The 15,015-nt window shown below is 64.8% G+C and carries 14 protein-coding genes and 1 tRNA gene; 11 read left to right on the forward strand and 4 right to left on the reverse strand.

What is annotated here, in order from left to right; all coding sequences use genetic code 11:
• Positions 1 to 2: 2 nt before the first annotated feature.
• Positions 3 to 881 carry a hypothetical protein gene (locus tag QUW25_RS09040; protein WP_289511886.1) on the reverse strand — a complete coding sequence of 293 codons (879 nt, stop codon included), beginning with the start codon at positions 879 to 881 and terminating at the stop codon, positions 3 to 5.
• A gap of 147 nt (positions 882 to 1,028) precedes the next feature.
• Here QUW25_RS09040 and QUW25_RS09045 point away from each other — a divergent pair, with 147 nt between their 5' ends.
• From QUW25_RS09045 to clpX, 8 genes are all read left to right on the forward strand, one after another.
• Positions 1,029 to 1,367, forward strand: coding sequence for a DUF3784 domain-containing protein (locus QUW25_RS09045; RefSeq protein ID WP_289511887.1), 339 nt, complete (start codon positions 1,029 to 1,031; stop codon positions 1,365 to 1,367).
• Positions 1,368 to 1,455: 88 nt separating this feature from the next.
• Positions 1,456 to 1,734, forward strand: a complete 279-nt coding sequence (locus tag QUW25_RS09050) for a DUF7724 family protein (RefSeq protein WP_289511888.1) — start codon at positions 1,456 to 1,458, stop codon at positions 1,732 to 1,734.
• Positions 1,731 to 1,946 (forward strand): DUF7723 family protein, encoded by a 216-nt coding sequence (locus QUW25_RS09055; protein ID WP_289511889.1) that lies wholly within the window; start codon positions 1,731 to 1,733, stop codon positions 1,944 to 1,946. The genes QUW25_RS09050 and QUW25_RS09055 overlap by 4 nt, the downstream gene beginning before the upstream one ends.
• Positions 1,947 to 2,106: 160 nt before the next feature.
• Positions 2,107 to 2,547, forward strand: a complete 441-nt coding sequence (locus QUW25_RS09060) for a hypothetical protein (protein WP_289511890.1) — start codon at positions 2,107 to 2,109, stop codon at positions 2,545 to 2,547.
• Between the two features lie 138 nt (positions 2,548 to 2,685).
• Positions 2,686 to 2,769, forward strand: a tRNA-Leu gene (locus QUW25_RS09065).
• 73 nt (positions 2,770 to 2,842) lie between these two features.
• Positions 2,843 to 4,192: a trigger factor gene (gene tig, locus QUW25_RS09070; protein WP_289511891.1), complete on the forward strand. Its 1,350-nt coding sequence runs from the start codon at positions 2,843 to 2,845 to the stop codon at positions 4,190 to 4,192.
• 76 nt (positions 4,193 to 4,268) lie between these two features.
• Complete coding sequence (locus QUW25_RS09075) at positions 4,269 to 4,886, forward strand: ATP-dependent Clp protease proteolytic subunit (protein WP_289511892.1); 618 nt, start codon at positions 4,269 to 4,271, stop codon at positions 4,884 to 4,886.
• A 3-nt stretch (positions 4,887 to 4,889) separates the two neighbouring features.
• Positions 4,890 to 6,197 carry an ATP-dependent Clp protease ATP-binding subunit ClpX gene (clpX, locus tag QUW25_RS09080; RefSeq protein WP_289511893.1) on the forward strand — a complete coding sequence of 436 codons (1,308 nt, stop codon included), beginning with the start codon at positions 4,890 to 4,892 and terminating at the stop codon, positions 6,195 to 6,197.
• A 192-nt stretch (positions 6,198 to 6,389) separates the two neighbouring features.
• On the opposite strand, the gene QUW25_RS09085 is transcribed toward clpX, so the two are convergent.
• Positions 6,390 to 7,514 (reverse strand): glycosyltransferase family 8 protein, encoded by a 1,125-nt coding sequence (locus QUW25_RS09085; protein ID WP_289511894.1) that lies wholly within the window; start codon positions 7,512 to 7,514, stop codon positions 6,390 to 6,392.
• Positions 7,515 to 7,713: 199 nt separating this feature from the next.
• On the reverse strand, positions 7,714 to 8,472 hold the full coding sequence (locus tag QUW25_RS09090; RefSeq protein WP_289511895.1) for a TatD family hydrolase: 759 nt from the start codon (positions 8,470 to 8,472) through the stop codon (positions 7,714 to 7,716).
• A gap of 430 nt (positions 8,473 to 8,902) precedes the next feature.
• Here QUW25_RS09090 and QUW25_RS09095 point away from each other — a divergent pair, with 430 nt between their 5' ends.
• The 3 genes from QUW25_RS09095 (at position 8,903) to QUW25_RS09105 (ending at position 14,084) form a co-directional block, all read left to right on the forward strand.
• On the forward strand, positions 8,903 to 11,590 hold the full coding sequence (locus tag QUW25_RS09095; protein ID WP_289511896.1) for a valine--tRNA ligase: 2,688 nt from the start codon (positions 8,903 to 8,905) through the stop codon (positions 11,588 to 11,590).
• Between the two features lie 360 nt (positions 11,591 to 11,950).
• Positions 11,951 to 12,598, forward strand: a complete 648-nt coding sequence (locus tag QUW25_RS09100) for an ABC transporter ATP-binding protein (protein WP_289511897.1) — start codon at positions 11,951 to 11,953, stop codon at positions 12,596 to 12,598.
• 1 nt (position 12,599) lies between these two features.
• Complete coding sequence (locus tag QUW25_RS09105) at positions 12,600 to 14,084, forward strand: hypothetical protein (RefSeq protein WP_289511898.1); 1,485 nt, start codon at positions 12,600 to 12,602, stop codon at positions 14,082 to 14,084.
• Between the two features lie 20 nt (positions 14,085 to 14,104).
• Here the strand turns inward: QUW25_RS09105 and QUW25_RS09110 are convergent, their stop codons facing one another.
• Complete coding sequence (locus QUW25_RS09110; RefSeq protein ID WP_289511899.1) at positions 14,105 to 14,830, reverse strand: tRNA threonylcarbamoyladenosine dehydratase; 726 nt, start codon at positions 14,828 to 14,830, stop codon at positions 14,105 to 14,107.
• Between the last annotated feature and the right edge of the window lie 185 nt (positions 14,831 to 15,015).

Here is a 15,015-nt window from a genome sequence, read left to right on the forward strand (position 1 = left end):
AGCTAGCCAACAGCTTCGGCCCAGCTCTCGGCCGTGATGGTCACGGACTTATCCGGTAGCGCGACGCGTGCGACCTCAACGTTCTTCTCGGCGTCGATGACGGTGATCTCGACGTGCCAGTCTTCAGTTCCGTCGAGTGCCTGCAGGGTAGCGCACATCCCGGGGATGGCCATGAACGCCTGGCCCACGAGCAGCGGCTTGTCGAGAAGCGCGGGCGAGGCGGTTATGGTGACGGACGCGTGGTCGTCCGTGACCTCCACCGCGCTCACGTCCTCCGTGTCCTGCAGTGAGGAGACGTAGCCAGCGAGGCTCTGCTCGACGTCCGCGCGGTAGTCCGCAAGCTGCTTGCCGGTGAACGTGAGCACCAGGTCCTCGCCGTCCGCGCGCGCCTCAAGCGCGAGCTCCGGCGTCCCCGCAAAGTCCGCGACCAGCTCATCTGCGGTCTGCGAGAAGAATCTCAGCATGGACGCGGGAAGACGCACCTCGTGCGCTTCGTCGAGCGACTCGTAGAAGCTGACGGTGGGCTCCCAGCTGTTGACCAGGATGGGGAAGGAGCTCTCCTCGGCCGGAGTCCCGATCCACTTGAGGATCACGTCGTCGCCGGCCTCGGGGAGGCCGGACGAGCCCCACTCGGAGAAGTCCGCCGTGCCCTCCGCGCCCGCCGGGTGCGTTCCCCACGTGAGCGTGAGGTCGTCAGGCCGCTCGAGGATGCGAACCTCGGCGGTCTGGCTCGCCTCGTCCGCCGAGAGGACGAGCGCGCGCTCGTTGTGACTGACGGGTCCGTTCTCCCCGCCGACCATGAGCTCATCCTCCGAGCATCCGGGCAGCACGGCCAGGCAGACCGCGCACAGCAGTGCGATAAGGGCTTCGCGTCGCGTCATGGCGCCTCTCCCGATGAAAAAAGGACGGTCATTTTTTATCATATTGAACGAGTTTGGGTGATGAAAAGCGACAGTTGCTTTTCTCGTTTGGGTACCATCCGACATAAGAGAGGTCATCCGGCAAGACGGCTACGGAAGGGGCGCATCATGGAGTACGTCTGGATGTGGGGCATCGTCGCTGCGACCCTCGCCGTGGTCTCTGCCGTCCTGCTCAGCGGGCGTGGCGCGGGCCTCCTCGCCGGCTACAGCACGGCTTCGGCGGCGGAGCGAGCTCACGTCAACGCGCCGAAGCTCGCGCGCATCATGGGCATGGCGACTCTTGTGTGCGCAATCTACGCCGCCGCGGTGGCGCTTCTCGATTATGCGCACGTCCTCGGTGTGCTGGACAGAACGGCGCTCTTCCTCATTGCCGGCATCGGTGCGATTGCGCCTGTAGCTGCGCTCTGCGCGGCGGGGTATCGCGCGAACATGGGCACGTACGCCTAGCTTCAGCGCCTTAGTGGCGATTCTGCTGACAAGGATGCTGGGTATAATCCATTCATCATCAGAAGCCAAGACGAGGGATTGAGGGGCTATGGGCAACGCATCTTCCAGCTGCGCAGTTCTGAGCTGCGACGGCCCCTATACGAGCTTCTCGTTCGGGGGACATGACATTCGTTTTCGAACGCCTAAGAACCTTGTTAGGTACGTTGATGTTCGGGAATGGGACAAGGGCTATCTTGTGGTTAACGCTGAATACGACGGCTGTCCGGAGCCGGTCGAGGAGTACATCGACCTGGTCCCCATTTTGAAAAACCTCTACTTTGACGTCGATGAGTTTCTCGCTCCGATCGAGGGGGTGGCTGTTGCATGAGTGATGCCCAGCTCAAAGACATTGCCGATGCTGCAGACATGATCGTGAACGGTTATGCCTTCACGCTCGATCGTGGTGTTGTAAGAGTTCTCAACCTTAATTCTCCCTCCTGTGCCGCGGTCTTCTCTCCGGAGGGGGAGATGCTTGAGACGAGCATGGACGATATCGAGCTGCACACTATCGCGAGATGTATCTCACTTGGTCCTCGATGAGCGACAAGGGCTTCTTCGAGTAACCGCACGCCTAACTTAGCGACGGCCTCTTATCATCGCTTGCGCCCGCGAGATGGTCGCTGGCCGAAATTGTGCGGCTGCCCTCCCGCTTGGGAAACAATCTCATTAAGACGAACGTGCCTCGGAGGAGGTGGCTGTCATGGAGATGACGAAGAGCCGTCGGGCGGTCGTGGCGGTTGTCGCGCTCTGCGGGGTGGCCGCGCTCGCGTACTTTGTCTGGCGCGTCGTGTTCCCGGTCTACCACCCACTCAAGGACCTGCGCGCCGACGAGGTCGTGTCCATACACCTCACGGAGAACCACGGGCTCACCGACGTCACGCTTGACGATGAGGACCGCGAGTACGTCGCCGGTCTCCTCTCGGGCCTGGAGGGCTCGCGCGTCGACGGGCAGCTGCCAGACATGTCTGGCACCGAACCCATCTTTACCGTCGAAACCACGACAAGGGGCAAGCTTGAGGTCCGCGTCGTCGAGGGGCCGTATGCTCGCTACTTCCAGGTTGAGGGGACGTGGTACCAGGAGCGCGGCGGCTCTACCGTTCAGAAGCTCGAAGAGGTGTACCAGAGGCTCTGCGACTGGTAGCCGTGGTCAATACATATGAGTGCCGGCGAGAAGCCCGCGCCAGAGCGTCCCGCGAGAAGAACGTGAAGAGACGTGAATTATCCTGCGCGGAGCGGGTACCCTGTAGAAGTTTGGTATATTCATAAGGCTGTGAAATCTGCGGGCGTGGTGGAACTGGTAGACACGCTGGATTTAGGTTCCAGTGGGGGAGACCCCGTGAAGGTTCGAGTCCTTTCGCCCGCACCCGCACGCAACAGGCAATATGGCGGCCGCGCTCCCTGCGTCCGCCCGGCACGTACGAGACACTGGAGGAACGTTGAAGATCACCGTCACCGCTGAGAAGCCCGTCGACGAGAAGATGGCCGCCACGGTCACCGTCGCGTCCGCCGACGTGGACAAGGCAATCGCCAAGACCTACAAGGACATCGCCAAGAAGTACAACTTCCAGGGCTTCCGTCGCGGTCACGCTCCGCGCCCGGTGATCGACGGCATCATCGGCCGCGAGTCCGTGCTCGCCCAGGCCACCAACGACGTCCTCAACGCCATCGAGCCCATGATGCTCGAGGAGCTTGACGTCACCCCCGTCGGCCGCGTGAACTTTGGCCCCGAGGACGCCGACCCCGAGTTCGTTGCCCAGGGCGCCGACTACGTGGTGACCGCCACCATCGGCGTGCGCCCCTCCGCGGAGCTCACCTCCTATGACGCCCCCGAGATCAACCTCCCGCCCGAGGAGGCCACCGAGGCCGAGATCAACTGGCAGATCAACCAGCTCCTCAGCTACCAGGTGACCTACGAGGACGTCGAGGAGGACCGCGCCGTCGAGCCCGGCGACATCGTCTCCGTTGACGTTGAGAACGTCGAGGGCGCCGGCCACCTCGCGGGCAAGAACCGCATGCTCGTCCTCGACGGCCAGCAGATTCCCGAGCAACTCCAGGAGGGCATCGTCGGGATGAAGAAGGGTGAGGAGAAGGCCATCGAGTGGACCCGCACCCACGTCCACGAGGGCGAGGAGCACTCCCACACCTTCTCCGTCAAGGTGACCCTCAACGCCATCAAGAAGGCCGTCAAGCCCGAGCTCACCGACGAGGTTGCCAAGAAGTTTGGCTATGACACCGTCGACGCCTTCAAGGAGGCCGTCAAGGAGGAGATCGAGGGCGACAAGAAGACCACGATCCCCAACCTCAAGGAGGACCGCGTCGTCGAGGCCGTGGGCAAGCTCCTCGACCTCGAGACCGTGCCCGAGGCCTATCAGAACGAGATCTTCAACGAGCTGGCCTCCGAGTTCCTCGCGCAGCTCCAGCGCCAGAATGTCTCCCTTGACATGTTCCTGCGCGCCCGCGGCCTGAAGTCCGACGACTTCATCGCCGACCTGCGCGTCCAGGCCGAGGAGCGCGCGCGTCAGTCCCTCGCGCTCGACGCCGTGGCCGCCAAGCTCGGCGTTGAGGTCAGCGACGAGGACGTTCGCGCCGAGTTTGAGAAGGCTGGCGTCGAGGACGTTGACGCCTCCATCAAGGAGTGGAAGGACCAGGGCCGCCTGCCCGCCATCCGCGACTCCATCCGCCGCACCAAGGCCCTCGACTGGCTGGTCGAGAACGCCAAGGTGAACGTCGTCGACGAGGTTGCCGAGCGCGCCGCGGCCGCCGAGAAGTCCGAGGACGCCGAGTAGCCTTCGCATCTCTCAGGCACAAGCGCCCCGGGCGAGCTCGCCTCGTCCGGGGCTTTCTACAAGAAACGGAGCATGCATGCACCAGCCAACTAACATCCCGCTGATTCCGTACGTCGTGGAGCAGACCCCGCGCGGCGAGCGCAGCTACGACATCTACTCCCGCCTGCTCAACGACCGCATCGTGTTTCTCGGCGAGGAGGTCACGCGCGACTCCGCCAACCTCGTGATCGCGCAGCTCCTGCACCTTGAGAGCCAGGACCCCGACAAGGACATCGCGCTCTACATCGATTCCCCGGGCGGCGACGTCTACGCGGGCCTGGGCATCATCGATACGATGAACTTCATCAAGCCCGACGTCTCCACCATCTGCGTGGGCATGGCGGCCTCCATGGGCGCGGCCATCCTGGCCTGCGGCGCCAAGGGCAAGCGCCTGGCGCTGCCCAACTCGATGGTGCTCATCCACCAGCCGAGCTCCGGCGTCTCCGGTCAGCAGACCGACATCCAGATCGTGGCCGACGAGACCCGCTGGATTCGTCAGCGCCTCAACGAGATCCTCTCCGAGGCCACCGGCCAGCCCATCGAGAAGATCAACGCCGACACCGAGCGTGACAACTACATGCGCGCCTCCGAGGCCTGCGCCTACGGCCTTGTCGACAAGGTCATCACGTCCCGAGCCGACCAGACCCAGGAGTAGCAGATGGCCACGAACGACCAGTACTCAGGATCGGGCACGGGCGAGATGTTCTGCTCCTTCTGCGGCAAGACCCGCAGCCAGGTGAGCAAGCTCATCGCGGGCCCGGGCGGCGTCTACATCTGCGACGAGTGCGTGCACGCGTGCTCCGACATGATCGACGAGGTGGACCACGCCGGCTTTGAGGAGATTGACGAGCCCGAGAGCGAGCTTCCCATCAAGAACCTCCCCACGCCGCACGAGATCTACGACGAACTGTCTCAGTACGTCATGGGCCAGGAGCAGGCCAAGCGCGCCATGAGCGTGGCGGTCTACAACCACTATCGCCGCATCCTCTCCGGAAACGACGAGGTGGAGGAGGGTGCCGAGGAGGTCGAGATTGCCAAGAGCAACATCTTGCTGCTGGGCCCCACCGGTACCGGCAAGACGCTGCTCGCGCAGACGCTCGCGCGCTTCCTTGAGGTGCCGTTTGCCATCGCCGACGCCACCACCCTCACTGAGGCCGGCTACGTTGGCGAGGACGTTGAGAACATCCTGCTCAAGCTCATCACCGCCGCCGACGGCGACGTGGAGCGCGCGCAGGTGGGCATCGTCTACGTGGACGAGATCGACAAGATCGCCCGCAAGGCCGAGAACCTCTCCATCACGCGTGACGTCTCCGGCGAGGGCGTGCAGCAGGCGCTGCTCAAGATCCTTGAGGGAACCGAGGCGAGCGTGCCCCCGCAGGGCGGTCGCAAGCATCCCCAGCAGGAGCTCATTCGCATCGACACCACTAACATCCTCTTCATCTGTGGCGGTGCCTTCGTGGGGCTCGACAAGATCGTGGCCGACCGCATCGGCAAGAAGGGCATCGGCTTTGCCGCCGAGGTCACCCAGAGCGCCGAGAAGAACGAGGACTACCTCATGGAGCAGGTCATGCCTCAGGATCTGCACAAGTTTGGCATGATCCCCGAGTTTCTCGGCCGCATCCCGGTGATTACCGCCACGCGCGAGCTCACCGAGGAGGACCTCGTGAACATTCTCACGCAGCCGAGAAACGCGCTCGTGAAGCAGTATCGTCGCATGTTCGAGCTCGAGGGCGTTGAGCTTGAGTTCGAGGATGACGCGCTCACCGAGATCGCGCATCAGGCCATCGCGCGCGGTACAGGCGCTCGTGGCCTGCGCGCCATCTGTGAGGCCACGCTGCAGGACACGATGTTTGACCTGCCGAGCGACCTCGACATCACCAAGGTGATCGTCACCAAGGAGAGCGTTGGCGGCAACGAGCCCCCGCGCATCCTCACGACCGCCCACGGCAAGCACCGCATCGCCTAAAACGGGACGTGTTTTTCCTCTCAGAGTTTTTGGGACAGGCCTGGGACGACAACTCGTCCCGGGCCTGTTTGGTGATGACAAAGGTGACAGGGTAGATTGTCAGCATGTGTTTCATGCTGACAATCTACCCTGTCACCTTTGTCATCACCAGGCCTGTCCCAAAAACTCTGAGAGAAAAAACACGTCCCGATTTTACAGATTGGCACCGCCGAGGCCCATGTAGGTTCTGATCACGGCGTTGCGACGGCGCGTGCCCGCGGGGAAGACCTTGTCGAAGGCCGGCATGATGCCCTTGTAGAGCGCGATGACCTGCACGCGCTTGGCAAGCCCCGCCGCGGTGGCGCGGGACTCCTCGAGCTGCCCGCGAATCTCGTCAAGATAGGGCGAGTGCATCGCGTAGCGCCAGAAGTCGTCGGCACGGTCCGCATCCGGATAGAGCCAGGGCCGGTTGTCGGGCCCCGCAAAGTGGATGATCGCGGGCTTCTCGGCAGCCTCCTCGTACTCGGCGCGCACGTCGGCCGGCGCATTTGCGATGATGTGCGTCCTACGTAGATGCTGCCAGTCCATGAGGTAGTTCCAGCGCATGTGAACGCGCACGTAGTTGCCGTTCACGACCTTGTTGAGCACGTCCTGGTCGAGCCAGCGCCACATGCGCTGCGTTGAGAGCTCGAGAAACTCGTCAGGCGTCACGGTCGCGCGCAGGTGGGCAAGGTTCATGAGCAGAACGCCAGCCTGGAAGTAGTCGTGCGGGTCGCTCATGCCAAGCTCGTTTTTGAGGTAGGGCCCCACCGTGGTGTCGTAGCCCTCAATCTGACCGATGGTGTCTGCGTCGCGCGTTGCGGCGAGCGGGTAGCCCGTCACGTCAACGTCAAAGAGCTCGGCGATGTCCGCGTCCGCGATGAGGTCGGAGTCAAGGTAGATGGCCTTGTCCACGTTGGGGAGCAGCTGGGGCGCCAACAGGCGGAAGTAGGTCTCGGGGCGGAAGTGCCCGTGGTGGGGGAGCTCGATGTCCCCAAGGGCGGCGTCCACGTCAAGAAAGCCGATGCCCACGTTCTCGGACTTTACCTGCCGCGTGAGGGTGATCATGCTCGCGGGGGAGATGTCACGCGTGAGCACGATGATGTCATAGCGGCGGTCCGCGGTAGCATTCTCGATGATCGACTGCGTGGCAACCGAGAGGTACGGGACAAAGTTCTCGCTGCAGGCAAAGACGATGACCACGTCGGAAAGGGGAAGGTCGAGGTCAACCGACGAGCTCGCGAGCATCGTCGACGAGAGCGGGTTCCTCACGTGCGTTGTCTTGCGCAGCGGCTTCATGGGTCCTCGGTTCATCGTCCTGTCCGACCAGTCAACTCTACCATTGCCGGCGGCTACTCACAAACTGGCGAGAAGGACGGGCGGCGGCGCGGCCCGGCGGGACTATCGTCGCGCGCAGTTCTGCAGCCGCGCGTTCCTTGCTCGGCGAAGCCGTTTGAGCACGGCGATAGCCCCGCCGGTCCGCGCCGCCGTCCGTCCGTCAGTTCAGGAGAGCCGCAGCGTTGCGGGAGACGAGGGCGCGAACCTCGTCGGGTGTACTCTTTCGGGCTGTGGCTATGCCTGTTATGGTGCGTTCAAGAGATGCGATGACGTCTTCGGCGGTGGTGGGGGTGTTCTCGCCTTCGGGAAGGTCGGTTTCCGTGAGGAGGCGCTCTTCGGGGAGAATCCGTGCGTACTCGCGTCCGCGACGGGTGGCGAGAGAGTGCTCGCCGAGAGAGAAGTGGTAGCCCAGGCGCACTGCTCGCCAAAGCTCGTCGGTGGTGCCCGAGAACCAGTGGAGCACGCAGCGGCAACGCTCCGCCGCGCCCGTGCGCTCGAGCACGTCAAGAACCGTGCTCGCCGATCGTACGGCATGGATGGAGAGCACCTTGGGTGCCTCGGGGTCGCTCGTCTCGGCACAGACGGAGCAGATGCGCTCAAACGTCGCAAGCTGGGCGTCCCACGTTGCGCTGTGCCGCGGGGCGGCGTCAAGACCAATCTCTCCCACCCAGCGCGTGTTCGGCAGCAGCCCGCAGAGGGCGTTGGCATCGGAGGCGTCGCGCACCCACCACGGGTGAAGCCCCGCCGCTAGCGCCACGTTCTTCTCGCCCGCGAGCTCGTCTCGCAGCGAGAGAAACTCTTGGGGCGTCACCGTGACGGCGAACACGCCAATCGCGTGCGCAACCCGCTTTCGGTTGGAGAACCACCCGAGATGGCAGTGCGTGTCCGCGTACGTCGGAATGTTCTGTGTCACTGCCATCGTACCCGCTCTTTCGATGATGTCCTGATTTACAGCGTCTCTGGTGATATTCGTTGAAGCTCTACAGGGTGATTTTATGTGAGATTTAGGAAAATCGCGCCTCGTGTAGCGCGGGAGATCCCAGGAAATGAATTTGCCTCTTCGTGTAGCGTTGATCTGAAGCTTGATAGGGCTCTAAGACCACGTTTTGCCTGGATTTAGATTTCTCTTCTACGGGCGCCTCATCAATATCAAGAATTATGGCGGGGTAGTACGCTACACGAAGAGGCAAATTACTCGTTTGCCTGCCGCTCCGCTACACGAAGGGCATTTTTTACTTTTGGTGGCGCGAGACCCAGATTTTGGCGGCTTGGAAGCCTCGACCGAGACGTTTCATCAGGGCGTGCTATCCTGTACGTTTGACATGAACGCAACCGGGAGAGGATACCCCGTGGAAGAGATGCCCAAGAACTATGATCCCCAGACTGCCGAGCCCGAGCTCATTGAGCGCTGGATGAGCGCCGGCTGCTACCAGCGCTCCAAGGGAGTGGGGGACTGCACCGTCGTCATCCCGCCGCCCAACGTGACGGGCATCCTGCACATGGGCCACGCGATGGACGACTCCATCCAGGACACCTACGTGCGCTACAGCCGCATGCGCGGACGCTCCACGCGCTGGATCCTGGGCACGGACCACGCCGGCATCGCCACGCAGACCAAGGTTGACAAGAAGCTCAAGTCCGAGGGAGTCTCCCGCCTTGAGATTGGCCGCGAGAAGTTCCTCGATGCCTGCTGGGACTGGACGCGCGAGTACGGCGGCACCATCGTCTCCCAGATCAAGCGCATGGGCTGCTCGATCGACTTCTCTGACGAGAAGTTCACGATGAGCCCGGAGTTCAGCCGCGCGGTCCGCAAGGTCTTCTGCGACTGGTACCACGACGGCCTCATCTACCGTGGCAAGCGCATCGTCAACTGGTGCCCGAGCTGCTGCACCGCCATCTCCGACGACGAGGCGGAGTATCAGGACGAGAAGGGCCACCTCTGGTACCTGCGCTACCCGCTCGTTGAGCCCGTCGACGGCATCGAGTACGTGACCGTTGCCACCACGCGTCCGGAGACCATGCTCGGCGACACCGGCGTGGCCGTCTCCCCGCAGGACCCCGAGAAGGCCAAGCTCGTGGGCAAGATGGTGCACCTGCCCATCGTGGACCGCGAGATCCCCATCTTCTCCGACTGGCACGTTGACGCCGGCTTTGGCACGGGCTTCGTCAAGGTCACGCCCGCGCACGACCCCAACGACTACGCGATGGGCCAGGCCCACGACCTTGAGCAGATCAACATCTTCGACGAGCACGCCGTCGTGGTCGAGGGCTACGGCGAGTTCTCCGGCATGAACCGCGACCAGTGCCGCGAGGCCGTCGTTGCGTGGTTTGAGGAGCACGGCCTCCTCGAGAAGGTCGAGGAGCTCGACCACTCCGTCATGCACTGCTACCGCTGCGGCACCTCGCTCGAGCCCTGGCTCTCCGAGCAGTGGTTCGTTGCCGTGGACAAGCTCAAGGAGCGCGCCACGCAGGTCGTGCGCGACGGCGAGGTCAAGTTCCACCCCGAGCGCTGGACCCAGACCTACCTCACCTGGATGGACAACCTCAAGGACTGGTGCATCTCCCGCCAGCTCTGGTGGGGCCACCGCATCCCCGTGTTCTACTGCGAGGACTGCGGCTGGGAGGATGCCCTCATGGAGGATACCGACGTCTGCCCCAAGTGCGGCGGGCGCCATGTGCACCAGGACGAGGACGTGCTCGACACGTGGTTCTCGAGCCAGCTGTGGACCTTCGCCACGCAGGGCTGGCCGGACGACACCTCCGAGCTCGCCGAGCACCACCCCACCAAGGTGCTCGTGACCGCGCGCGACATCATCGCCCTCTGGGTCGCCCGCATGATCATGAGCTCGCTCTACTTCACCGACGAGGTGCCCTTCCACGATGTCTACATCTACGCAACGATCCTGGCCAAGGACGGCAGCCGCATGTCCAAGTCCAAGGGCAACGGCGTCGACCCGATGGAGCTTATGGAGAAGTACGGCGCGGACGCCATGCGCTACAACCTCCTCACGCTCATCACCAACAACCAGGACGTCAAGTTTGACGCCAACATCGACAAGAAGACGCACCAGCTCATCGACAGCCCGCGCACCGAGCAGGCCCGCGGCTTTGTGACCAAGATCTGGAACGCGAGCCGCTTCGTCCAGATGAACCTCGAGGGCTACGAGCCGGGCGCCCCGGCCGCGGTGACGCCCGAGGACGCGTGGATGCTGTCGCGCCTGGCGCGCGCCGTCGCGCACGCCACCGAGCAGCTGGAGACCTACGCCTTTGGCGACTACGCCCGCGAGATTCAGAGCTTCTTCTGGGGCGACGTCTGCGACTGGTACATCGAGCTCTGCAAGAGCCGCCTGCTCGACGGCGCGCCCGAGGAGCGCCTGCAGGTCCAGCGCAACCTCGTCTTTGTGCTCGACACGTGCATGCGCCTGCTGCATCCCGTGATGCCGTTCGTGACCGAGAGCGTCTGGGACGCCCTGCCCGCGAGCGGCCTGGACGACCACTCCGCCGAGTTCCTCATGGTGGCCGCCTGGCCGGAGCCCGAGCGCTTCGCCGAGTTCGTGAACGAGCGCGCCGAGAAGGACTTTGAGCTCGCCAAGCGCGTCATCTCCTGCGTGCGCTCCACGCGCGCCCGCTACCGCCTCTCGCCGCGCGCCGAGCTCGACGTGTGCGTGCGCTGCGGCGCGGAGGACGCGGCGGTTCTCGCCGGTCAGGAGGGCTTCGTGCGCTCCGTGGGCCACGTGGGGGCGTTTGTTGCCGCCGCCGACGCCCAGAAGCCGGAGGGCTGCGTCTCCGTGGCCGACGGCTCGCTCGAGATCTTCGTCCGCGTGGGCGACCTCGTTGACCTTGCCGCCGAGTCCGCGCGCCTCGCCAAGGAGCTCGCTAAGGCCGAGAAGGACCTCGCGGGCGTGGAGCGCACGCTCGCCAACGAGGGCTTCGTCGCCAAGGCGGCGCCCGAGGTCATCGAGAAGAAGCGCGCCCAGGCCGCCGAGCTCACCGCCACGATTGAGCAGCTCAAGGCGCAGATTGAGGACTTCGCGTAGGCTCTCACGTACCTGAAGGCCCGCCGGCACTTCTCGCCAGCTCATTGGGCTTTGCCCAAAAGTCGCTGGCCGAGAAGTGCCGGCGGGCCTTTCCGTCTGGGCTCTCGCTCGACACCACGGTGGGGGTGAGGGGTTGGCGCGGGGTCCCTTCTGGCTCCTGAGGGTTTGTACACAGTTAAAAGTTTTTCTCGTTGCCCCGTCGAGAAAAGCAGCAGGTAGTGGCGTTGCTTGTTCGATATCAAAAATACAATGGTGTACATACCCTCATGGGGTGCGGTGCCGCATGTCCGCTCGGCTGGATTGGTGGTTGACGTGGGGCGGCGGGGGAGTATCATCTCCCCATCGCGGAAGGGGGCTCGTATGGCCGGTGCGGCGCTTGAGGTGCGCAACCTCTGCTTTGGATACGGGGACGTTCCGGTGTGGGAGGACGTGTCCTTCTCGCTGGCGCCGGGGCAGGTGGCGTTTCTGACCGGGCCCAACGGCGCCGGAAAGTCGACGCTCTTTCGCTGCCTGGCGGGGTGGCTCGAGCCTAACGAGGGCGAGGTGCTGCTTGCCGGCAAGCCGTTCACGGGGCGCTCTCGTCTCGTGCCCGGGACGCTTGCCTTTGTGCCCGACGTTCCGAGCTTCTATGACGATCTCACCGCCGCGGAGCACATCGAGCTCGTGCTGGCGGCCAACCGGGCGGAGGCAGCGCGCCCGCGCGCGGAGCGCCTGCTCGAGCGCTTTGGCCTCACCGGTCATGAGAGTCTCCTGCCCTCCGCGTACTCGCGGGGCATGCGCGAGAAGCTCGCGCTGGTGCTTGCGCTCACGCTGCGGCCACGGGTGCTGCTGCTCGACGAGCCGCACGGCCCGCTTGACCGCGAGGCCTCGCTCGTGCTCTCCGAGGAGCTTGCGGCCGTGGCGCGCGAGGGGTCGGCGGTCCTCCTGAGCTGTCACCATGACGTGCCCGGGCTCGTGCCGGACGTCACGCTCTCCCTGCGTGACGCCACCCTGAGCCAGGAGCGCTAACATGGCCGGCCACCTGGGGCTTCTCGCCCGACTGCGCGCTCGCCACCTGCGCAGCGACGCTCGCTTTCTCCTCTTTGCGGTTGGAGCGGACATCGACGAGGACCGCGGCTTTCTCGAGCGCACCTATCAGGTCTACCTCGTCATCATCTTTGCCGTCTCGCTCGCGATCTCGTGGGCGCAGGTGATCGACATCGTCGGGGGACTTCGCGAGGCGCTCGGTGCGGGCACGTCCTCGTGGCTCGCGCGCGAGCTGCTCATACTGGCTCCGGCGGTTGCCTTCCTTGCATGGGGCGTTTCCGGGCTTCGGGAGACGCCGCTTCGCCTCTCAGGTCCGGACATGGTGTGGCTCGCTCGGGTCGTGCGCCCGGAGGAGCTCTTCGCGATGCAGCTTGTGGGGTCCGCCGCGGCAATCGCGCTCGTGGGCGCGCTCGCTGGCACGCTACTTGCCGCCCTTGCCGGCGAGCCCTGGCCCGTATGGGTGACGGCCGCGCCGCTCGCGTTGCTCACCGCGCGGCTCTTCGCGCTCGATGCCGTGCTGCCGAGAAGTGCCGCGGAGCCGCGCGCCCGCCGTGTTGTCACCGCGTTCGCTGGAGTCACGGTTGTGGCCCTAGGAGTTGGTGTTATCGCCGCCTCAGGGTTTCTCGCTGCGTTTGTGCCCCGGTTGTTCACGCCGTACGCGTTCTGCGTGGTGATCATCGCGAACGGGTTTCTCCTCACGGGCGCGGTGAACTGGTCGGGAAAGGCCAACATGGCCTTTGTCGTCGATGACAACGAGCTGTACGCCGCCCGCAGCGCCATGCGCTTTCTGGCCCTGGTTGACTCCGGTGCGTATAAGGAGGCGTGTCGCCGCCGTCGCGCCCGTCGCGGCAAGCAGGCGAGAAGGACCTGGCGCTTTGGCACGGGCCGAGCGGCAGCCGTCTCCCATGGGCTGCTGAGCCTCGTGCGGCACCCCACGTCCGTCCTTGGCCTGCTCTCGTGGGGTGCGCTGCTCGTTCCTATGGGTGCCCTTCTCATGGTCTCGAACGTGGGCGTTGGCGTGCTGCTCTCGTGGTTCGTCTGCGCATGCTTCTCGCTGCGCATCCCGCTTGAGCTGGGACGCGTTTTCCGGGATGACTGCAGAAACCGCCTCGTGCGCTCACTTCTGCCGTTTGGTCGCCTTGAGCTTCTGGCCCTCGACGCGCTGCCGGTGCTTGCGGTGACGCTCGTGTCCTCGGTTGCGGCAACGGCTGCTGTTGCCTCGGTTCTGGGGGCGGACGCGCTTCTTGCCGTGCCCCTTGCCTGCGCCTTGGACCTGCTTCTTGCGCTGTCCTGCGGGCTCGATGACCCGGCAGCGCCCACGCGGCTGGGATCCGTGCTCGTGACCGGCTTTGCCGGGGCGGTGGTCGCGCTCTTTCTCGTGGGGATAGCGTCGCTATTTGGCCCCGTTCCGGCGCTCGCGTGCGCGCTTCTTGCCGACGCCCTTCTCGCCTGGTTGCTGCGCGACTGACCGCCAGCCGGCCTCTCTCGCTACACCCAGCCCAGAAGGTCGCGGATCACGCGGCTTGCGAGCATCTGGCCCATGATCGGCGGCAGGTAGCTCATCGTGCCCAGGAGCGACCCCTCGCGCATCCATTGCTCGTCGGAGATTGCCTCCATGCGGACCGGCTCCTCGTCGGAGAAGAGCACGCGCAGCCCGCGGATGCCGCGGCGGCGGCACTCCTTGCGCATGACGCGTGCGAGCGGGCAGTTGACAGTCTCCTCGATGCGCGCGAAGCGCAGGCGGCACGGGTCGAGCTTGTTGGCGCCGCCCATGGCGGAGAGCTCGGGGATGCCGCGCTCCTGGCACCAGGCGGCCAGGCGCAGCTTCTGCGCCACGGTGTCGATGGCGTCCACCACGTAGTTCAGGGGGCCGAGCTCGTCCATCTGCTCGGGCAGCGCGTCCTTGTCGAGAAACGCGGTCACGGCGGTGACGTTGGCGGCGGGGTTGATGTCGAGCGCCATGGAGCGCATGACCTCGGCCTTGGGACGGCCGAGGGTGCTCGTGAAGGCAAGCGCCTGGCGGTTGATGTTGCTCGGTGCCACGACGTCTCGGTCGAGCAGCACGAGGTTGCCCACGCCGCCGCGCGCGAGCGCCTCCGCGCAGGAGGACCCCACGCCGCCGAGGCCGATCACGGCCACGCGCGCCTCGGCGAGCCGCGCGAGCCCCTCGCCACCGATGACCAGGCGCAGCCTGTCCGTTGCCGTCTCTGCCACGTGCGTTGCCCCTTCTCTGCCCGCGGGTATTCCGGACCCGCGATGACGCGTCCGTTCATAGTATGCCAGCCCGCCCGCCGGTGTCCGAAAAACTTCGATTTTGTGTTTTGCGGCCGTCCGCGTTGTCGCCCGTGCCCTCCTGGGGGCGCTTCGGGTGGTTTTGGGCAACAAGTTTTATATTGCCG

The sequence above is a fragment of the Thermophilibacter provencensis genome, assembly GCF_030372065.1.
Lineage (GTDB): Bacteria > Actinomycetota > Coriobacteriia > Coriobacteriales > Atopobiaceae > Thermophilibacter > Thermophilibacter provencensis_A.